15 protein-coding genes and 1 pseudogene are annotated in these 16,016 nt (G+C 58.8%); 8 read left to right on the top strand and 8 right to left on the bottom strand.

Translation table 11 applies throughout. The features are described 5' to 3' along the window. Positions 1-41 precede the first annotated feature (41 nt). Both AC6I8E_RS02235 and AC6I8E_RS02230 read right to left on the bottom strand, forming a co-directional pair. Complete coding sequence (locus AC6I8E_RS02235; RefSeq protein ID WP_013359930.1) at positions 42-1,781, bottom strand: penicillin-binding transpeptidase domain-containing protein; 1,740 nt, start codon at positions 1,779-1,781, stop codon at positions 42-44. 278 nt (positions 1,782-2,059) lie between these two features. Beyond that, entirely contained in the window at positions 2,060-4,333 is a 2,274-nt protein-coding gene (locus tag AC6I8E_RS02230) for a molybdopterin guanine dinucleotide-containing S/N-oxide reductase (protein WP_497824366.1), read from the bottom strand. 191 nt (positions 4,334-4,524) lie between these two features. Here AC6I8E_RS02230 and galR point away from each other — a divergent pair, with 191 nt between their 5' ends. Continuing rightward, positions 4,525-5,526: an HTH-type transcriptional regulator GalR gene (galR, locus tag AC6I8E_RS02225; RefSeq protein ID WP_003851033.1), complete on the top strand. Its 1,002-nt coding sequence runs from the start codon at positions 4,525-4,527 to the stop codon at positions 5,524-5,526. 33 nt (positions 5,527-5,559) lie between these two features. On the opposite strand, the pseudogene AC6I8E_RS02220 reads toward galR, so the two are convergent. After that, positions 5,560-5,829, bottom strand: a pseudogene (locus AC6I8E_RS02220) (beta-N-acetylhexosaminidase); the annotation flags it as partial. Positions 5,830-5,990: 161 nt separating this feature from the next. Between AC6I8E_RS02220 and nrdD the strand changes: the two are divergent. After that, positions 5,991-8,129: an anaerobic ribonucleoside-triphosphate reductase gene (gene nrdD / locus AC6I8E_RS02215; RefSeq protein WP_497824365.1), complete on the top strand. Its 2,139-nt coding sequence runs from the start codon at positions 5,991-5,993 to the stop codon at positions 8,127-8,129. After that, positions 8,126-8,593, top strand: a complete 468-nt coding sequence (nrdG, locus tag AC6I8E_RS02210; RefSeq protein ID WP_013359926.1) for an anaerobic ribonucleoside-triphosphate reductase-activating protein — start codon at positions 8,126-8,128, stop codon at positions 8,591-8,593. The genes nrdD and nrdG overlap by 4 nt, the downstream gene beginning before the upstream one ends. Here the strand turns inward: nrdG and AC6I8E_RS02205 are convergent. Beyond that, a complete protein-coding gene (locus AC6I8E_RS02205; protein WP_013359925.1) occupies positions 8,585-9,220 on the bottom strand; it encodes an NAD-dependent epimerase/dehydratase family protein in 636 nt (211 codons plus the stop codon). The two genes, nrdG and AC6I8E_RS02205, sit on opposite strands and share 9 nt — an antisense overlap. Before the next feature lie 146 nt (positions 9,221-9,366). Between AC6I8E_RS02205 and AC6I8E_RS02200 the strand changes: the two genes are divergently transcribed. Continuing rightward, a complete protein-coding gene (locus AC6I8E_RS02200; RefSeq protein WP_033731332.1) occupies positions 9,367-9,888 on the top strand; it encodes a type 1 glutamine amidotransferase domain-containing protein in 522 nt (173 codons plus the stop codon). A gap of 35 nt (positions 9,889-9,923) precedes the next feature. On the opposite strand, the gene AC6I8E_RS02195 is transcribed toward AC6I8E_RS02200, so the two are convergent. Further along, on the bottom strand, positions 9,924-10,352 hold the full coding sequence (locus AC6I8E_RS02195; protein WP_013359922.1) for a YhbP family protein: 429 nt from the start codon (positions 10,350-10,352) through the stop codon (positions 9,924-9,926). Between the two features lie 76 nt (positions 10,353-10,428). Between AC6I8E_RS02195 and AC6I8E_RS02190 the strand changes: the two genes are divergently transcribed. Next, positions 10,429-10,722, top strand: a complete 294-nt coding sequence (locus tag AC6I8E_RS02190) for a GIY-YIG nuclease family protein (RefSeq protein WP_497824364.1) — start codon at positions 10,429-10,431, stop codon at positions 10,720-10,722. On the opposite strand, the gene AC6I8E_RS02185 is transcribed toward AC6I8E_RS02190, so the two are convergent. Together AC6I8E_RS02185 and ubiT are read right to left on the bottom strand one after the other, a co-directional pair. Beyond that, positions 10,706-11,212: a GNAT family N-acetyltransferase gene (locus AC6I8E_RS02185; RefSeq protein ID WP_497824363.1), complete on the bottom strand. Its 507-nt coding sequence runs from the start codon at positions 11,210-11,212 to the stop codon at positions 10,706-10,708. The two genes, AC6I8E_RS02190 and AC6I8E_RS02185, sit on opposite strands and share 17 nt — an antisense overlap. Beyond that, the gene (gene ubiT, locus AC6I8E_RS02180; RefSeq protein WP_013359919.1) at positions 11,206-11,730 is read right to left on the bottom strand and encodes a ubiquinone anaerobic biosynthesis accessory factor UbiT; all 525 of its coding nucleotides are present in this window, start codon (positions 11,728-11,730) and stop codon (positions 11,206-11,208) included. Before ubiT ends, AC6I8E_RS02185 begins: the two co-directional genes overlap by 7 nt. 204 nt (positions 11,731-11,934) lie before the next feature. Between ubiT and ubiU the strand changes: the two genes are divergently transcribed. From ubiU to AC6I8E_RS02165, 3 genes are all read left to right on the top strand, one after another. Continuing rightward, positions 11,935-12,930 carry a ubiquinone anaerobic biosynthesis protein UbiU gene (gene ubiU, locus AC6I8E_RS02175; RefSeq protein ID WP_013359918.1) on the top strand — a complete coding sequence of 332 codons (996 nt, stop codon included), beginning with the start codon at positions 11,935-11,937 and terminating at the stop codon, positions 12,928-12,930. Between the two features lie 9 nt (positions 12,931-12,939). Next, on the top strand, positions 12,940-13,818 hold the full coding sequence (locus tag AC6I8E_RS02170) for a U32 family peptidase (RefSeq protein ID WP_147789427.1): 879 nt from the start codon (positions 12,940-12,942) through the stop codon (positions 13,816-13,818). 115 nt (positions 13,819-13,933) lie between these two features. Next, on the top strand, positions 13,934-14,944 hold the full coding sequence (locus tag AC6I8E_RS02165; RefSeq protein WP_033781665.1) for a luciferase-like monooxygenase: 1,011 nt from the start codon (positions 13,934-13,936) through the stop codon (positions 14,942-14,944). On the opposite strand, the gene AC6I8E_RS02160 is transcribed toward AC6I8E_RS02165, so the two are convergent. Further along, the gene (locus AC6I8E_RS02160) at positions 14,945-15,865 is read right to left on the bottom strand and encodes an AraC family transcriptional regulator (protein WP_013359915.1); all 921 of its coding nucleotides are present in this window, start codon (positions 15,863-15,865) and stop codon (positions 14,945-14,947) included. Positions 15,866-16,016: the final 151 nt, after the last annotated feature.

Raw genomic sequence — 16,016 nt, 5'->3', positions numbered from 1 at the left:
GGTGTGACTATTCTTCACGCCTCGCTTACACTCTGATTTAACTAAGATTTATCCGAAGGGCTGGCCGCAGGCCTGGTGTAGATGGCATCCGGCGCAACGTTCATGTGTTTCAGTACCGGCCCCATGATGTTGCCGAATACCGGCGCAGCAACCGAACCACCGAAGTGATCGCCCGCCGTCGGATGGTTGATCATCACCACCAGCGCCACTTCAGGATGGCTGGCGGGCGCGATACCGGCGGTGTAGTTGACGTAGCCGCCATCATACTTGCCGCTGGTGCCCATCTTTTCCGCCGTACCGGTTTTGGTTGCCAGACGGTAGCCCGGCACCGCCGCTTTCAGTCCGGTTCCGCCTGGCAATACGTCGCTCTCCAGCATATGCACCACCTCTTTCACCGTTTCCGGGTTGGCAACCTGCCGTCCCATAACCGGTGGCGTGACGCGGGTGATCGACAGCGGACGGTAAACGCCATAAGAGCCGAGCGTGGCGTATTCGCGTGCAATCTGCAGCGGCGTGACGCGCAGGCCATAACCAAAGGAGAAGGTGGCCCGCTCAATGTCAGCCCAGCGGGCACGGTGCAGCGGGAAGTAACCGACGCTTTCGCCGGTCAGCCCTAATCCGGTCGGTTTGCCCAGGCCAAACGCATGATAGGTATTCACCAGCGCTTCCGCGGGCATCGCCAGCGCGAGGTGAGAGACCCCGATGTCGCTCGATTTTTGCAGAATGCCGGTCATGGTCAGGCGCGGCCAGTGGCCGACGTCGCGGATCAGGTGGCCGTTCACGCTGTAAGGCGTGGTGTCGATCACCGAGTCCGGGCGAACCAGATGGCGCTCCAGCGCTTCCATCACCACCAGTGGCTTCACGGTCGATCCCGGTTCGTAGCTGTCGTTGATGGCCGAGTTACGCATCTGCGCCGGGGTAGCCCCTTCATAGTTGTTGGGGTTGAACGACGGATAAGAGGCCATCGCCAGAATCTCGCCGGTGTCAATCTTCACCAGCACGGCGGCACCCGAGTCCGCCTTGTTGATCAGCACGCCGTCGCGCAGTTTGCTGTAGAGCGTGTACTGGTCATATTTGTCGATGCTGAGCTGCACCGTGGGCGGCTGCGTCGGCGGCTGGTAGTTGATCATCGCGATGATATTGCCTGCCGCATCCTGACGATAAACCTCTTTGCCTGGCTCGCCCTGCAACACCTTATCAAAGCCTTTTTCCAGCCCGTTCAGGCCGACGTTATCCGCGCCAACGATGCCGATCAGCGGCGCAGAAGCTTCACTCATCGGATAGAAACGGCTGTCGTCATAAACTTCACTGATGCCTTTCAGCTTCAGCTCTTTAATGTCTTTGGCGATACCCAGTTCGACTTTACGCCCCAGATAGAGGAAGCGACGTTTCGGGTTGGCGGTGATCTGCGCCGCCAGCTCTTCAGGACGGGTGTTCAGCGCCGCTGCAAGATAGGCCCATTTGGCACTGGTAAAATCGGGGTTGCTCTCCAGCACGCGCAGTGGATCGGCAATCACGTCGCGCGATGGCACGCTGAGCGCCAGGGCTTCGCCGTTACGATCCAGCAGGGTGCCGCGGCTGGTGGGCAGCGTGACGGTTCGCAGCGATCGCTGATCCGCTTCGTGCTCCAGCATCGGCTGATTCAGGAACTGCAGGTCCGCGACGCGCGCCAGCAGCACCACCAGGCAGGTCGTGACACCGAGGCAGATCAGCCGAAAACGAAAAGGGTTAAAGGGCGCTTTTATCTGGTCTTTTCCCAGTAGTTTTTTAATCCGGGGCATGGCATTCCGCTGCGCAAAATAAAGAGAAAGGGGCTGGTGCCAGCAGTTATAAAGAAAGCGCTGGCCGTATAACAGGAAAACTGTGTATCAGTTCGTTATCGACGGCAGATTGCGGGCAAAAAAAACCTGCGCATCTGCGCAGGTTGGTGTAATCAAGAAAATCTATTGATGTTCACCCATCAATACCTCTGGGACCCTGAATGTAGCAAAGGGGATTGATCGGCTGCCATCGCCTAAACGCAACAGTTACCCGCAAAATGTAACCAGCCATGAGATCCTTACGCTATTGTGCAATCCTGATGTTTTTTGATTTCCACCAGGCAACTCATGGCGTTTGGCCCCTGCGTCAGCGACGAGGTGCCGATGTCGAGCGTCAGCACGTTGGGGTTACCCGCGCGATCGAAAGGCTGCCACGCCCTGCCGAAGCCCGGATCAAACCAGGCACCGGTGGCGATAATCACCACGCCCTGCGTTACACCCTCAGTGATGCGCACACCCGCCAGCATCACACCACGGGCGTTGCTCACCTCAATTTCATCGCCTTCCACCAGTCCGCGCGCGGCCGCATCCACTGGATGCATGCAGAGCGTTTCATGTCCGGCCGTTTTGTTGCCCTGCACCGTGTCGGTGGCATCCAGCTGGCTGTGTAACCGGTCGGACGGCTGAATGGAGATCATGTGCAGTGGATAGTCACGGCTGATGGGCGAACCGAGCCACTCCTGCGGTTCACGCCACTCGGGATGGCCGGCGAAATCGTCCAGCTGGTAGTCTGCGATGGTCTGGCTGAACAGCTCGATTTTGCCGCTGGCGGTTTTGATCGGATTCGCCTGCGGATCGGCACGGAAATCCTCCATAAACTGATAAGGCTTGCCGCCTTCCGGAATTTCCACAAAGCCGCGCTGCCAGAATTCATCAAATTCGGGGAAATCGATGCCTTTGCGCTGATGGGCGGTCGCACACTGCTGATAGAGATGCGCGATCCACTGCATCTCGTTGCGTCCTTCGGTAAAGGTGTCGCGATAGCCGAGACGCTCTGCTAAATCGGCAAAAATATCGAAGTCGTTGCGCGCCTGATGCTGCGGCTTAATCGCCTGATGCATGGCCAGCACAAAGCGGTCACGTGACGAGCCGCCGATGTCGTTGCGCTCCAGCGTGGTGGTCGCGGGCAGAACGATGTCCGCCATCTGCGCCGCGGGCGTCCATACGATATCCTGCACCACCACCGTATCGGGCCGTTGCCAGCCCTCCACCAGCCGGTTCAGCTGCTGGTGATGGTGGAACGGATTGCCGCCCGCCCAGTGCACCATGTGGATGTCGGGATAGTGCAGCGTTTCGCCCTGGAAGCGATAGGGCTGGCCGGGATTGAGCAGCATATCGCTGATGCGCGCCACCGGAATCGACAGTCCCGAAGGATTCGGGCCGGTGCTCATCATCGGCGCCGGCCCTTCCTGACGCGGGTTGCCGACGCTGTTCATCGACCCGTGACCAAAGGAGAACCCCGCGCCCGGCAGGCCAGGCTGACCGAGCATTGAGGAGAGCGCAATCATCATCCAGTAAGGCTGCTCGCCGCGATGGGCGCGCTGCACGGAATAGGAGCAGGTAATAAAGCTGCGTTTGCCGGTCAGCTGCTGCGCCAGCTGCACGATGCGGTCAGCCGGAATGCCGGTGATACGGCTGGCCCAGCCGGCGGTTTTCGCCACGCCGTCGGTTTCGCCCAGCAGATAGGCGCGCAGCTGCGGCCAGCCGGTGCAGTGGCTGGCGAGAAACGCCTCGTCAACCGCGCCGCGCTGGGTGATCTCATGACCCAGCGCCAGCATCAGCGCCACGTCGGTGTTGGGGCGAATCGGGATCCATTCGGCGTTCACAAATTCCGGGCAGTCATCGCGCATCGGGCTGATGTTGATGACCGGCGTGCCTTTAGCCGCCAGCTGCATCAGCGCCGGTTTCAGGCTGTGCTGCCCTGCGCCTCCCGAGGCGACCTGGGCGTTTTTCAGCGCCAGCCCGCCAAAGGCGACAAATATTTCGGCGTGCTCCACCACCTGCGGCCATTCGGTGACGCGTCCGGTCAGCGGCATATAGGTGCCGATCACATAGGGCAGGAAGAACTGCGCCGCGCCCCAGCTGTAGTTACCCTGCTGATCGACGCCGCCGCCACCCTGAAAGTAGAAGCGACGCACCAGCGTGCGGGCGTGGTTAACGCGACCGGCCGATGACCAGCCGTAGGAGCCGTTGAAAATACCCGATGCACCGTAGCGATCGCGGACGCGGCGATTCTCTTCCGCCACCAGATCCAGCGCGGTTTCCCAGTCCACGGCGACAAAATCTTCCCGGCCACGCAGCGTGCGGTCGCTCTTCTCGCGTGACTTCAGCCACGAGCGGCGCACCATCGGCTGGCGAATGCGTTTGTCGGAATAGACCAGCTCGGGAATAGTGTGGATCATCGGCGACGGATCGGCATCGGCGAAGAAAGGTTCGCAGCCAGTCAGACGATCGTTTTCAGTGACGGCGGTAAACGCGCCCCAGTGCGCCAGATGTGGCACTTTGGTTTTCATCGTTGTTTTTTCACGGTAGCCAGGTGGGGAACTGAGCATAACATGGGGCGACGTCTCAGCAGAAGATGTGCCTGTGGGTCTGATTTTGCCCCTTTTTGCGACAACGCTGGCATTCTGTCGGGTTGATGTGTCCGCCCTTTTCCGTAACACTGATGCGATGTGTAAACGTTTTCCCCAAAGCAGGTCAACGCATGGCTACCATAAAGGATGTTGCGCGACTGGCTGGCGTTTCTGTCGCCACAGTCTCCCGTGTAATCAATAATTCTCCCAAAGCCAGCGACAGCTCCCGACAGGCCGTAGGCCAGGCGATGGAGCAGCTTCAGTATCATCCGAATGCCAACGCACGCGCGCTGGCGCAGCAATCGACCGAAACGCTTGGTCTGATTGTCGGTGACGTCTCCGATCCCTTTTTTGGCGCCATGGTGAAAGCCGTGGATGAGGTGGCAGGCGACACCGGTAACTTTTTGCTGATTGGTAACGGTTACCATAATGAGCAAAAAGAGCGGCAGGCGATTGAACAGCTGATGCGTCACCGCTGCGCGGCGCTGGTGGTGCACGCCAAGAAAATTCCCGACGCAGAACTGGAAGTACTGATGAAGCAGGTGCCGGGTATGGTGCTGCTGAACCGCCTGATTAAAGGCTTTGAAAAGCGCTGTATTGCACTCGACGATCGCTACGGTGCCTGGCTGGCGACCCGCCATCTGATCCAGCTCGGCCACCAGAACATCGCCTTTATCTGCTCAACCCACACCATCTCTGATGCCGAAGATCGCCTGCAGGGTTACTACGATGCGCTGAAAGAGCACGGTCTGCCGTGCAGCGATCGGCTGGTGACCTGGGGCGAACCGGACGAAGTCGGCGGTGAGCAGGCGATGACAGAACTGCTGGGACGCGGCAGAAATTTCACCGCCGTCGCCTGCTACAACGACTCCATGGCGGCGGGCGCGCTGGCGGTGCTGAGCGATAACGGCGTCCGCGTGCCGGAAGAGATGTCGCTGATCGGTTTCGATGATGTGCTGGTGTCGCGCTATGTGCGACCACGCCTCACGACAGTCCGCTATCCGATTGTCACCATGGCGCAGCAGGCCGCTCAGCTGGCCCTGGCCCTGGCCAACGATCTGCCGCTGCCGGAAGTCACTCACATGTTCAGCCCGACGCTGGTGCGCCGTCACTCGGTCAGCGGCCCGGCCTGACGCCGCGGTGGCCGGTTCATCCAGCCATCGCGTTTACTGAAAGGCACGCAGCAGCGTCTCCAGCGGCCTGACCAGCGCTATCACCGTTTCATCCTGCACCTCTGCGGCGGCATCCAGTGTCGCCTGCATCCCGGCCACTTCAGTGGCACCAGATGCCTGATTACGGACGTAAGCATTCACCAGCGCGAAGCCCATGGTGCTGAGCATTTCGGTCTGTTGCACGCTGTGTGCCAGCGGCTTCAGCGTCGCGCTGCTGGTGACGATCGGCATTACCGCCGTCGCGTTGGCCTGCCAGCGCTGCAGGAAACCTGAACCCGAACCCGATTTTTTACGTCGGTCGGAATTTTCTGCCGGGTTGAGGCTTCCTTGCTTCAGGTCAAATCAGAGCGCATTAATTCTCAGCAATCACTACATGTAGGGAATAGAATCCTCCCGAACCCCATATGTAGTTTACGGAGAGAGAAATGGCGACGGTGGTAATCAAGCGCGATGGATGCCGGACAGGCTTTGATGCGCAGCGTATCGAGCAGGCTGTCATGGCGGCGGCACGGGCAGCAGAGGTCGACGATGCGGCCTGGTGCGCGCAGGTCGCCGAGCGCGTTGCTTTGCGGCTGGCGGATCGTCCCGAAGTGGATATTAGTGAGATTCAGTGTGCGGTAGAAGAGACGCTGATGGCGGGCCCTTATCCACAACTGGCGCGCGCCTACATTGAATACCGCCACGATCGCGATGTCGCCCGAGATCGCCAGAGCCAGTTACACCACGCCATTCGCGGTCTTGTCGATCAGACCAACGCGGCGCTGCTGAACGAAAATGCTAACAAAGACAGCAAAGTGATCCCGACACAGCGCGATCTGCTGGCCGGGATCGTGGCGAAGCACTACGCGCAGCAGCAGATCCTGCCGCGGGATATCGTTCTGGCGCACGAGCGCGGCGAGATCCACTATCACGATCTCGACTATTCACCCTTCTTCCCGATGTTTAACTGCATGCTGATCGATCTGAAAGGCATGCTGACCAATGGCTTTAAAATGGGCAACGCTGAGATCGAGCCGCCTAAATCGATCGCCACCGCCACTGCTGTGACGGCGCAGATCATCGCCCAGGTCGCAAGCCACATTTACGGCGGCACCACCATTAACCGCATTGATGAAGTGCTGGCCCCGTTTGTTGAGCAGAGCTATGCCCGGCATCTGGCGATCGCTGAACAGTGGCAGATTCCGCAGGCTGAACAGTATGCACGTCAGCGTACGGACAAAGAGTGCTACGACGCCTTTCAGTCGCTGGAGTACGAGGTGAATACCCTGCACACCGCCAACGGCCAGACGCCGTTTGTCACCTTTGGTTTCGGCCTGGGAACGGACTGGGCGGCGCGGCTGATTCAGCAGTCGATTCTGCGCAACCGGCTGGCCGGATTGGGCAAAAATCGTAAAACTGCGGTATTCCCTAAACTGGTGTTCAGCATTCGTGAAGGCGTCAACCGCCGGGCGGGCGACGTTAACTACGATATCAAGCAGCTGGCGCTGGAGTGTGCCAGCAAAAGGATGTATCCCGACATCCTCAATTACGATCAGGTGGTGAAAGTCACCGGCTCGTTCAAAACGCCCATGGGCTGCCGCAGCTTCCTGGGCGTTTATGAAGAGAATGGCGAGCAGATTCATGAGGGCCGCAACAACATCGGCGTGATCAGCCTGAACCTGCCGCGCATTGCGCTTGAGGCGGCTGGGGATGAAGCCCGCTTCTGGACGTTGCTTGATGCCCGCCTGCTGCTGGCTAAGCGGGCGCTGATGACGCGTGTGGCGCGTCTGGAGAAGACCAAAGCACGCGTCGCGCCCATCCTCTACATGGAAGGGGCCTGCGGCGTCCGGCTGAATGCTGATGATGAAGTCGGCCCTATTTTCCGTAATGGCCGGGCGTCACTGTCGCTGGGCTACATCGGCCTGCACGAAACCCTGAATGCCCTCAGCGGCGGCCACCAGCACCCTTACGATGACGCGGCACTGCGCGCCAAAGGCGTAGCGATCATCGCCTATCTGCGCGCCGCCACTGACCGCTGGAAAGCGGAAACAGGCTACGGCTTCAGCCTTTATAGCACGCCGAGTGAGAATCTGTGCGACCGCTTCTGCCGACTGGATGCGGCACAGTTTGGCGTGGTACCGGGCGTTACCGACAAGGGTTATTACACCAACAGCTTCCATCTTGACGTCGAGAAGAAGGTGAATCCTTACGATAAAATCGACTTTGAAGCGCCCTATCCGCCGCTGGCGAATGGTGGATTCATCTGTTACGGCGAATACCCGAACGTACAGCACAACCTCAAAGCGCTGGAGGATGTCTGGGATTACAGCTACGACCGCGTGCCCTATTACGGTACCAATACGCCGATTGATGAGTGCTACGAGTGCGGCTTCAACGGCGAGTTCACCTGTACCAGCCGTGGATTTACCTGTCCGAACTGCGGCAATCACGATCCGGCACGCGTCTCTGTGACACGGCGGGTCTGTGGCTATCTGGGCAGCCCGGATGCGCGACCTTTTAACGCCGGTAAGCAGCAGGAAGTGCAGCGTCGCGTTAAGCATCTGGCCGAAGGGCCGCTGGGATGATGCATATTCACCGCTACTACGATGTGGATATCGTGAATGGCCCCGGCACCCGCTGCACGCTGTTTGTCGCCGGTTGCGAACATCAGTGTCGCGGCTGCTACAACCAGAGTACGTGGCGCACTGACTCCGGCGTGCCCTTTACGCTGGCGATGGAAGAGCAACTGCTGGCGGATTTGCAGGACACACGCATTCCGCGCCAGGGATTGTCGCTGAGCGGTGGCGATCCCCTTCATCCGCATAACGTGCCGCACATTCGCCGTCTGGTGAAACGGGTGCGAAAGACATGCCCCGGTAAAGATATCTGGCTCTGGACCGGCTACCGGATGCAGGAGCTGAATGCGGCACAGCGTGCCGTGCTGGACTATCTCGACGTGCTGATCGATGGCCGCTTTGTCGAAGAGGAGAAGGATGCCACGCTGCAATGGCGCGGCAGCCGAAATCAGATCGTCTGGCAGTTACGCTGAGTGACGCGGGATGTCGCCCGACTCAATGATGCTGACGCTCTCACTACCCGGCATGAATGCCTGCTGATGCAGACAGCGTGCCACGTCGCGTGCGTGAACCGCCCGCCAGTTGCCCGGCAGCAGCGAAAACAGCGGTCCCGCCAGGCTTTCGCCCTGTCGTTTCTGCGCGCGATCCCCCAGCAGCAGTGAAGGCCGCACCAGCGTCAGGCGCGGCCAGCCCTGATGGCGCAGCGCATTCTCCATTTCGCCTTTGACGCGATTGTATAAAAACGGTGAGTGACGGCTGGCACCGTGCGCGCTGACCACCAGCATCTGCTTCGCCCCCAGACGTAATCCGCATAACCCGCTGTCCACCACCAGCGTGTAATCGACGTGAATAAAGGCCTGCTTGCTGCCCGCCTGCTTACGTGTGGTGCCCAGGCAGCAGAACACCGTATCCAGCGAACTCTGCAGCGGCCCCAGCACATCGGTGAGATCGGCCTCTACCGGATTCACCACTTTGTGCATTACGGGCAGTGGCCGGCGGGTGGGCGCGATGATCTCATCAACACGCGGATCCTCAATCAGTAAGCGCAGCAGATGCGACCCGACTAAGCCGGTGGCACCGGTCAGTAATACGCGATTCATCTCAGATTCGTCCTTATTTCACTGCTGACAGCTTAAAAGATAGCTGATCTTAACGGGCTGGCTTGCGTTCTCACGCTCAGCGACCAGGCTTACAACGTTATCCGGATAGCGCGCCTCGCGCTCCACAAATTTAAGGAGGAAAAAAGATGAGCAAGAAAGTTGCGGTTTTGATTACCGATGAATTTGAAGACTCAGAATTTACCTCACCTGCGGAAGCCTACAAAGGCGCGGGTTTTGAGGTGGTGACCATTGAGAAACAGGCCGGTAATGTCGTTAAAGGCAAGAAAGGCGAAGCGGAAGTGACCATCGACCGCAGCATTGATGACGTCAGCCCGGCGGAATTTGATGCCCTGCTGCTGCCAGGCGGCCACTCGCCTGACGCGCTGCGCGGCGACGATCGTTTTGTTGCCTTTACCAAAGAGTTTGTCGCCAGCGGCAAACCGATCTTTGCCATCTGCCACGGTCCACAGCTGCTGATTAGCGCGAACGGCGTGCGCGGTCGCAAGATGACTACCGTAAAAGCCGTTGCCATTGACCTGATCAATGCCGGTGCTGACTTCCATGATAAGGAAGTGGTCGTGGATGGCGATAAGCTGGTCACCAGCCGTACGCCGGACGATTTACCGGCCTTTAACCGTGAATCCCTGCGGATCCTCGAAGCGCTGTAAATCCGCCACGCCCTTTTCTGCTGAAAGGGGCGTATCTATTTCTCCCGCTGCCAGGCAATTTTCTTGCCGAATCCCAGCGCATTATCCGTCATCTTCACCTCATCCAGCTCAATCTCCCACAGCGGGGCCGACACTTTGCGTGAGACCGGAAAACGTTTCTGGTAAGCCGCTCTGGCGATCTGCTCTGATGCTTCATCCAGCCGTGTGACCCGGCCACGATACTGCACCCCTTTAATCAGCAGGACAGTTCTGGGCTGGCCATTGACGGTGCCTGCAACCTGCGGATTCAGCACCATGAGTTCACCGTGGCGGGTATCAGGTTCGGTCATGATCCAGAAGGCCATGCGCGTCTCATCAAAGACGTAGTAGCAGTTAGCGCACCAGAGTTGATCGTCGGCGGTACAGCAGAGTGAAAGCACATGCTGCTTTCGGAGGTAGCGAACAAGATGGGCGTGATCGGACAAGATAAACTCCTGGCGGTGCACCGGAGCGTGAAGCGCGCTACACTGCCCGGCACCTTTTTTTGGGAATAGATTACGTATGGCTCAGCAGTGGCAACTCTACATCGTCCGGACGGCGAAAGGGAGCCTGTACACCGGCATTACCACGGATGTGGTGCGCCGGGTTGCTCAGCACCAGAGCGGACGCGGCGCCCGCGCGCTACGGGGCAAAGGTCCGCTGGACCTGGTGTTTCACTGTGAGGCGGGCGATCGCGCCAGCGCCTCCAGACTGGAGTATCAGGTTAAACAACTGACCCGTCAGCAGAAGTTATTGCTGGTGGCGGGTCAGCCGATCAGTCTGGAGAGCTGGCTGGTTATTACGGCTGGCGATTAAAAGGTTCGGCGTAGTCGATCTGCCCTTCCGCGCCGTCAAAAGCATTGTCCGCCAGACGGTAGACCTGGAACGTTGTCTCTGTTCCCGGCCAGCGACTGCGCAGGCCATGGCGTGCAGCCGATTCAAAACCAAACCGACTGAACAGCGCCGGATCGCCCAGCACCACGACCGCGCTGTAGCCAAATTCATTAAGCGTATCCAGCCCCTCATAAATCAGCTTGCTGGCAATGCCCTGACCGCGCAGCGTCTCATCAACGGCCAGCGGTGCCAGCGCCACCCAGCCGCGATCGTCGCCCTGAACGCTGACCGGACTGAATGCGGCATAACCCAGCACCTGTCCCTCATCATCCGTGGCGACCACGCCCAGGGTCAGCAGGCCATCTTCACGCAGCGCCTGAGTCAGTTCCGCCTCGGAGGAGGTACTGAAGCAGCGTCTGAGCAGTACGTCGATGCCTGCGGCATCAACACCAATTTCGCTACGGATCAACATGCGGCACCCGCGCGTGCCTGTGCGGCCTTCGCGTCCTGTTTCATGCCGGCGTCGACAAATGCCGCCATCTGCTCAATAGCCGTGCGTAACGCGGTGGGCATAGCCTCGGGTTCAATAGCATCCATTACGTTCTTCACCTCAAGTCCCAGTTCTGTGTCGCCTTCAATCACCAGACGGCGTTGAAAGAACAGCATGTCGGGATCTGCTTTACGTGCTGCCACCAGCAACAGATCATTGGCATTGCCCCGAAACCAGACATCCGCTTCGGACTGTTGCAATACCGCCAGTCGGCCATCCTGCAGCGTGGTTATCCATTGCAGATTGAGATCGGCAATCCCGATACCCAGCAGGCGACCGTTCAGAAAGTCTAACTCACCTTCAGCCAAAGCATGGCGAAATTGCCAGTTTAAGAGTTGTTGCAGCAGCAACTTTTTGACCGGGAATGGGGTAAGCGCTACGGGTAACCCTAAGATTTTTGGACCATTTTTCACACAATGGGCATGTATCCGCTCTAACACTTTCGTCACTCCCTTCAGAAAATTTTACGTATATTGCCATATCCTTTTCTGCGCGCCTCATCCGGGATCAATAAAAAACGCGGCTATAGAGGGAAAAAAAGCGCCGCCAGGCCGGATGAACTGGAATTTCACTGCCCCAAATCAACACGCTCGACGAACCAGATGCCTAGACTCGACGCCCATCGCATGTTGAGAGGAACACCTATGGAACTGCTCTGCCCGGCAGGAAACTTACCCGCAGTGCGCACCGCCACAGAGAATGGCGCAGATGCGGTCTATGTGGGACTGAAAGATGACACCAATGCCCGTCACTTTGCGGGCCTGAACTTCACCGATAAAAAGCTGGCTGAAGCGGCGCGCTATCTTCATCAGCATCGGCGCAAACTGCATGTGGCGATCAACACGTTTGCCCACCCGGATGGCATGGGACGCTGGCAGCGGGCGATTGATGTGGCGGCGCAAAACGGAGCCGACGCGCTGATTCTGGCCGATATTGCCACGCTGGAGTATGCCGCGAAGCATTATCCACAGGTTGAACGTCATCTCTCTGTGCAGGCTTCGGCAACCAATCTTGAGGCGATTCGCTTTTATCATCGCCACTTCAATCTGCAGCGCGTGGTGCTGCCGCGGGTGTTGTCGATTCATCAGGTTAAACAACTGGCGCGCAGCACGCCGGTGCCGCTGGAGGTGTTCGCCTTTGGCAGCCTGTGCATTATGGCGGAAGGCCGCTGCTATCTCTCCTCCTGGATGACCGGCGAATCGCCTAACAGCGCAGGTGCCTGCTCCCCGGCTAAATTTGTGCGCTGGCAGCAGACGCCGCAGGGCATGGAGTCACGCCTGAATGAGGTGCTAATCGATCGCTACGCGCCCGATGAGAGCGCCGGTTACCCGACGCTCTGCAAAGGACGCTATGAGGTTAACAATCAGCGTTATCACGTGCTGGAGGAGCCTGCCAGTCTGAACACACTGGAACTGCTGCCGGAGCTGCTGCGGGCAGGCATTGCCTCGGTGAAAATCGAAGGCCGCCAGCGCAGTCCCGCCTACGTCGCTGATGTGGCGCGCGTCTGGCGTCAGGCGATCGATCGCTGCAAGGCGCAGCCGGAACAGTTTGACGTCGCGCCACAGTGGATGCAGACGCTGGGCGATCTCTCCGAAGGCACGCAAACCACGCTGGGTGCTTATCACCGTGAATGGCAATAAGGAGTCATGATGCAATATGCCCTTGGGCCGGTGCTCTGGTACTGGCCGACCGATACGCTGGAAGATTTCTACCAGCAGGCTGCCCGCAGTAGTGCGGATATTATTTATCTCGGCGAGGCGGTGTGCAGTAAACGCCGCGCCACGCCCTATGCCCGCTGGATGGCGCTGGCGCGTGACGTGGCGTCCAGCGGCAAACAGGTCGTACTCAGCACGCTGGCGCTGCTGCAATCCCCTTCTGAGCTGAAAGAGCTGCAGCGCTATGTAGAAAACGGCGAGTTCCTGATTGAAGCCAATGATATCGGCACGGTCAATATGGCCGCTGAGCGCCATCTGCCGTTTGTCGCCGGTCCGACGCTGAATGTCTATAACGCCGACACGCTGCAGCTGCTGGTCAAAGAGGGCATGACGCGCTGGTGTATGCCGGTGGAGATGTCGCGTGACTGGCTGCTACAGCTGCTGGCGCAGTGCGAAACACGGGGTATCCGGCAGCAGTTTGAAGTAGAGGTGATGGGCTACGGTCATCTGCCGCTGGCGCTGTCAGCGCGCTGCTTCACCGCCCGCTCTGAAAACCGCGCGAAAGATGACTGTGAAACCTGCTGCATCAACTATCCGACAGGCCGCCGCGTCAACTCTCAGGAGGGACAGCAGGTGTTCGTCCTCAATGGCATTCAGACCATGAGCGGCTACTGCTATAACCTGGGTAACGATCTGGCGGGAATGCGTGGCCAGGTCGATTGCGTGAGACTCTCGCCGCAGGATACGTCGACGCTGGCGGAGATTGACCGTTTCCGCGCTAATGAAAACGGTCAGGCCCCGCTTATGGTCGCGAAAGGCTGCGATTGTAACGGTTACTGGCGCAAACTGGCAGGTATGACGCTGGCATCCTGAGTAAAAGCACATACCGGCTATATTCCTGCTGAGGTTAGCAGTTTTAATATAAGGAATGATGCGTAATACTAAATGGTGCAGGTTTTTACGCCTGCGCCATACAACGGGAGTAGTCATGTCTGATAAAAAACCTCTTCGCCTGTCCGTGCTGGATCTTGCGCCGATTCCACAGGGCGCGACCGCACGGGATGCGTTCCATAATTCACTGGCGCTGGCGCGTCAGGCTGAAAAACTGGGCTTCGAACGCTACTGGCTGGCTGAACATCACAACATGACAGGGATTGCCAGCGCTGCGACGTCGGTATTGATCGGCTATCTGGCGGCGAACACCGAGACCCTGAAGCTGGGTTCAGGCGGCATTATGCTGCCTAACCATGCGCCACTGGTCATCGCCGAGCAGTTTGGCACCCTGGCCTCTCTCTATCCTGGCCGTATCGACCTCGGCTTAGGCCGTGCGCCCGGTTCTGACCAGCGCACCATGATGGCGCTCCGCCGTCACCAGGCCAGCATGCACGCTGACACCTTTCCCGAAGATGTGGCTGAGCTGATTCACTGGTTTGATGCTGACCCGGATGCGCAGCTGCCGGTTCAGCCAGTGCCGGGTCTGGGCCTGAAGATCCCGGTCTGGCTGCTCGGTTCCAGCCTTTACAGCGCCCAGCTGTCAGCGAAAATGGGCCTGCCATTTGCCTTTGCCTCCCATTTCGCGCCTGACCAGCTGTTCCAGGCGCTGCACGTGTATCGTGAGAACTTCCAGCCTTCAGCGCGTCTCGACAAGCCGTATGCCACCGTCTGTATTAACGTGGTTGCCGCTGATAATGAACGTGATGCGCGCTTCCTGTTTACCTCGCAGCAGCAGCAGTTTATTAACCTGCGCCGCGGCAAACCTGGCCCGTTGCCGGCACCGGTTGAAAACATGGATAACCTCTGGTCGCCGTCAGAGCAGTATGGCGTGCAGCAGGCGCTGAGCATGTCGCTGGTAGGCGATACCGACAAGGTGCGTCATGGCCTGGCCTCGCTGATGCGTGAAACGCAGGCGGATGAAATTATGGTTAATGGTCAGATTTTTGACAGCGAGGCACGCCTGCGCTCCTTTGCCATTGCGATGGAAGCGGCAAACAGCCTGTAATCAGTTTTGCGGTGGGCGCAGGGTATCCGGGCTCACCGCCAGCTGACGACTGTCCCTGGCCGGAGATTGCCCATACAGGCGGCGATACTCGCGGCTGAACTGTGATGCGCTCTGGTAGCCCACCCGATAGCCTGCGGTACCGGCATCCAGCTTTTCCACCATCATCAGACGTCGCGCCTCGTTGAGCCGCAGTTGTTTCTGATATTGCATCGGCGTCATGGCCGTGACGGCTTTGAAGTGATGATGCAGCGAAGAGATACTCATGCCGACACTGCTGGCGAGCTGGTCTATCTTCAGCGGCTGATGAAAATTCTCACGCAGCCAGCGAGCTGCCTGCGCCACCCGGTTACCCGGCCGCTCAGCCAGCGCCATGTTCAGGATGCGCGATCCCTCCGGCCCGGTCAGCAGCCGGTAGAAAATTTCCTGCTCAATCAGCGGGGCCAGCGCCTCAATATCTTCCGGATGGTCAAGCAGACGCACCAGCCGGATGACCGCATCCACCAGCAAAGGTGAAACCTTATGCACGGTGACACCACGTTCATTGCCTGCGGTTGACAGCGGCAGCGCTGGCGGAAACTGTTCAAGGTAGCGCATAAGCCGGGATTCATTAATCGCGATACCTATACCGAGATTCGGCTTTTCCGGCGTGGCGACAGTGACGCAGGCGCGCACTGGCATATCCAGCGTCACCAGCAACAGATCCCCCGGTCCATAGTGCAGCACCTCATCACCCATATGCAGCGCTTTGCTGCCCTGCGCCACTAGCGCAAAACTGGCCCATTGAGCAAAGTGCATCGGCTCAGTGGGTGCTGAAACCCGGCCAAAAAACAGGCAATCGATGGCGCTGGAATGCCGGCCATCCTCCGGCGCATGACGGGCAATTAACTGTGCCAGCGCCTGCCACTTGTCACTCTCTGTCACTGTGTTCTCCCCTTCCGCTCTCTTTGCCGATATTACCTGACGTCAGGCGAAATGCCTGTCCTGCTGCCGCACTTTTGCAGGATCGTGCAAAAAGCTTGCAGGATTGCGCTACCCGCTTTTCGTCACCAGCGCGCATAGTCTTTCGACGCAA

The organism is Pantoea sp. X-Soil-YNGN-785 (assembly GCF_059730585.1).
The sequence above is the reverse complement of the archived record's forward strand: the minus strand, read 5'-3'. Positions and strand labels throughout refer to the sequence as shown.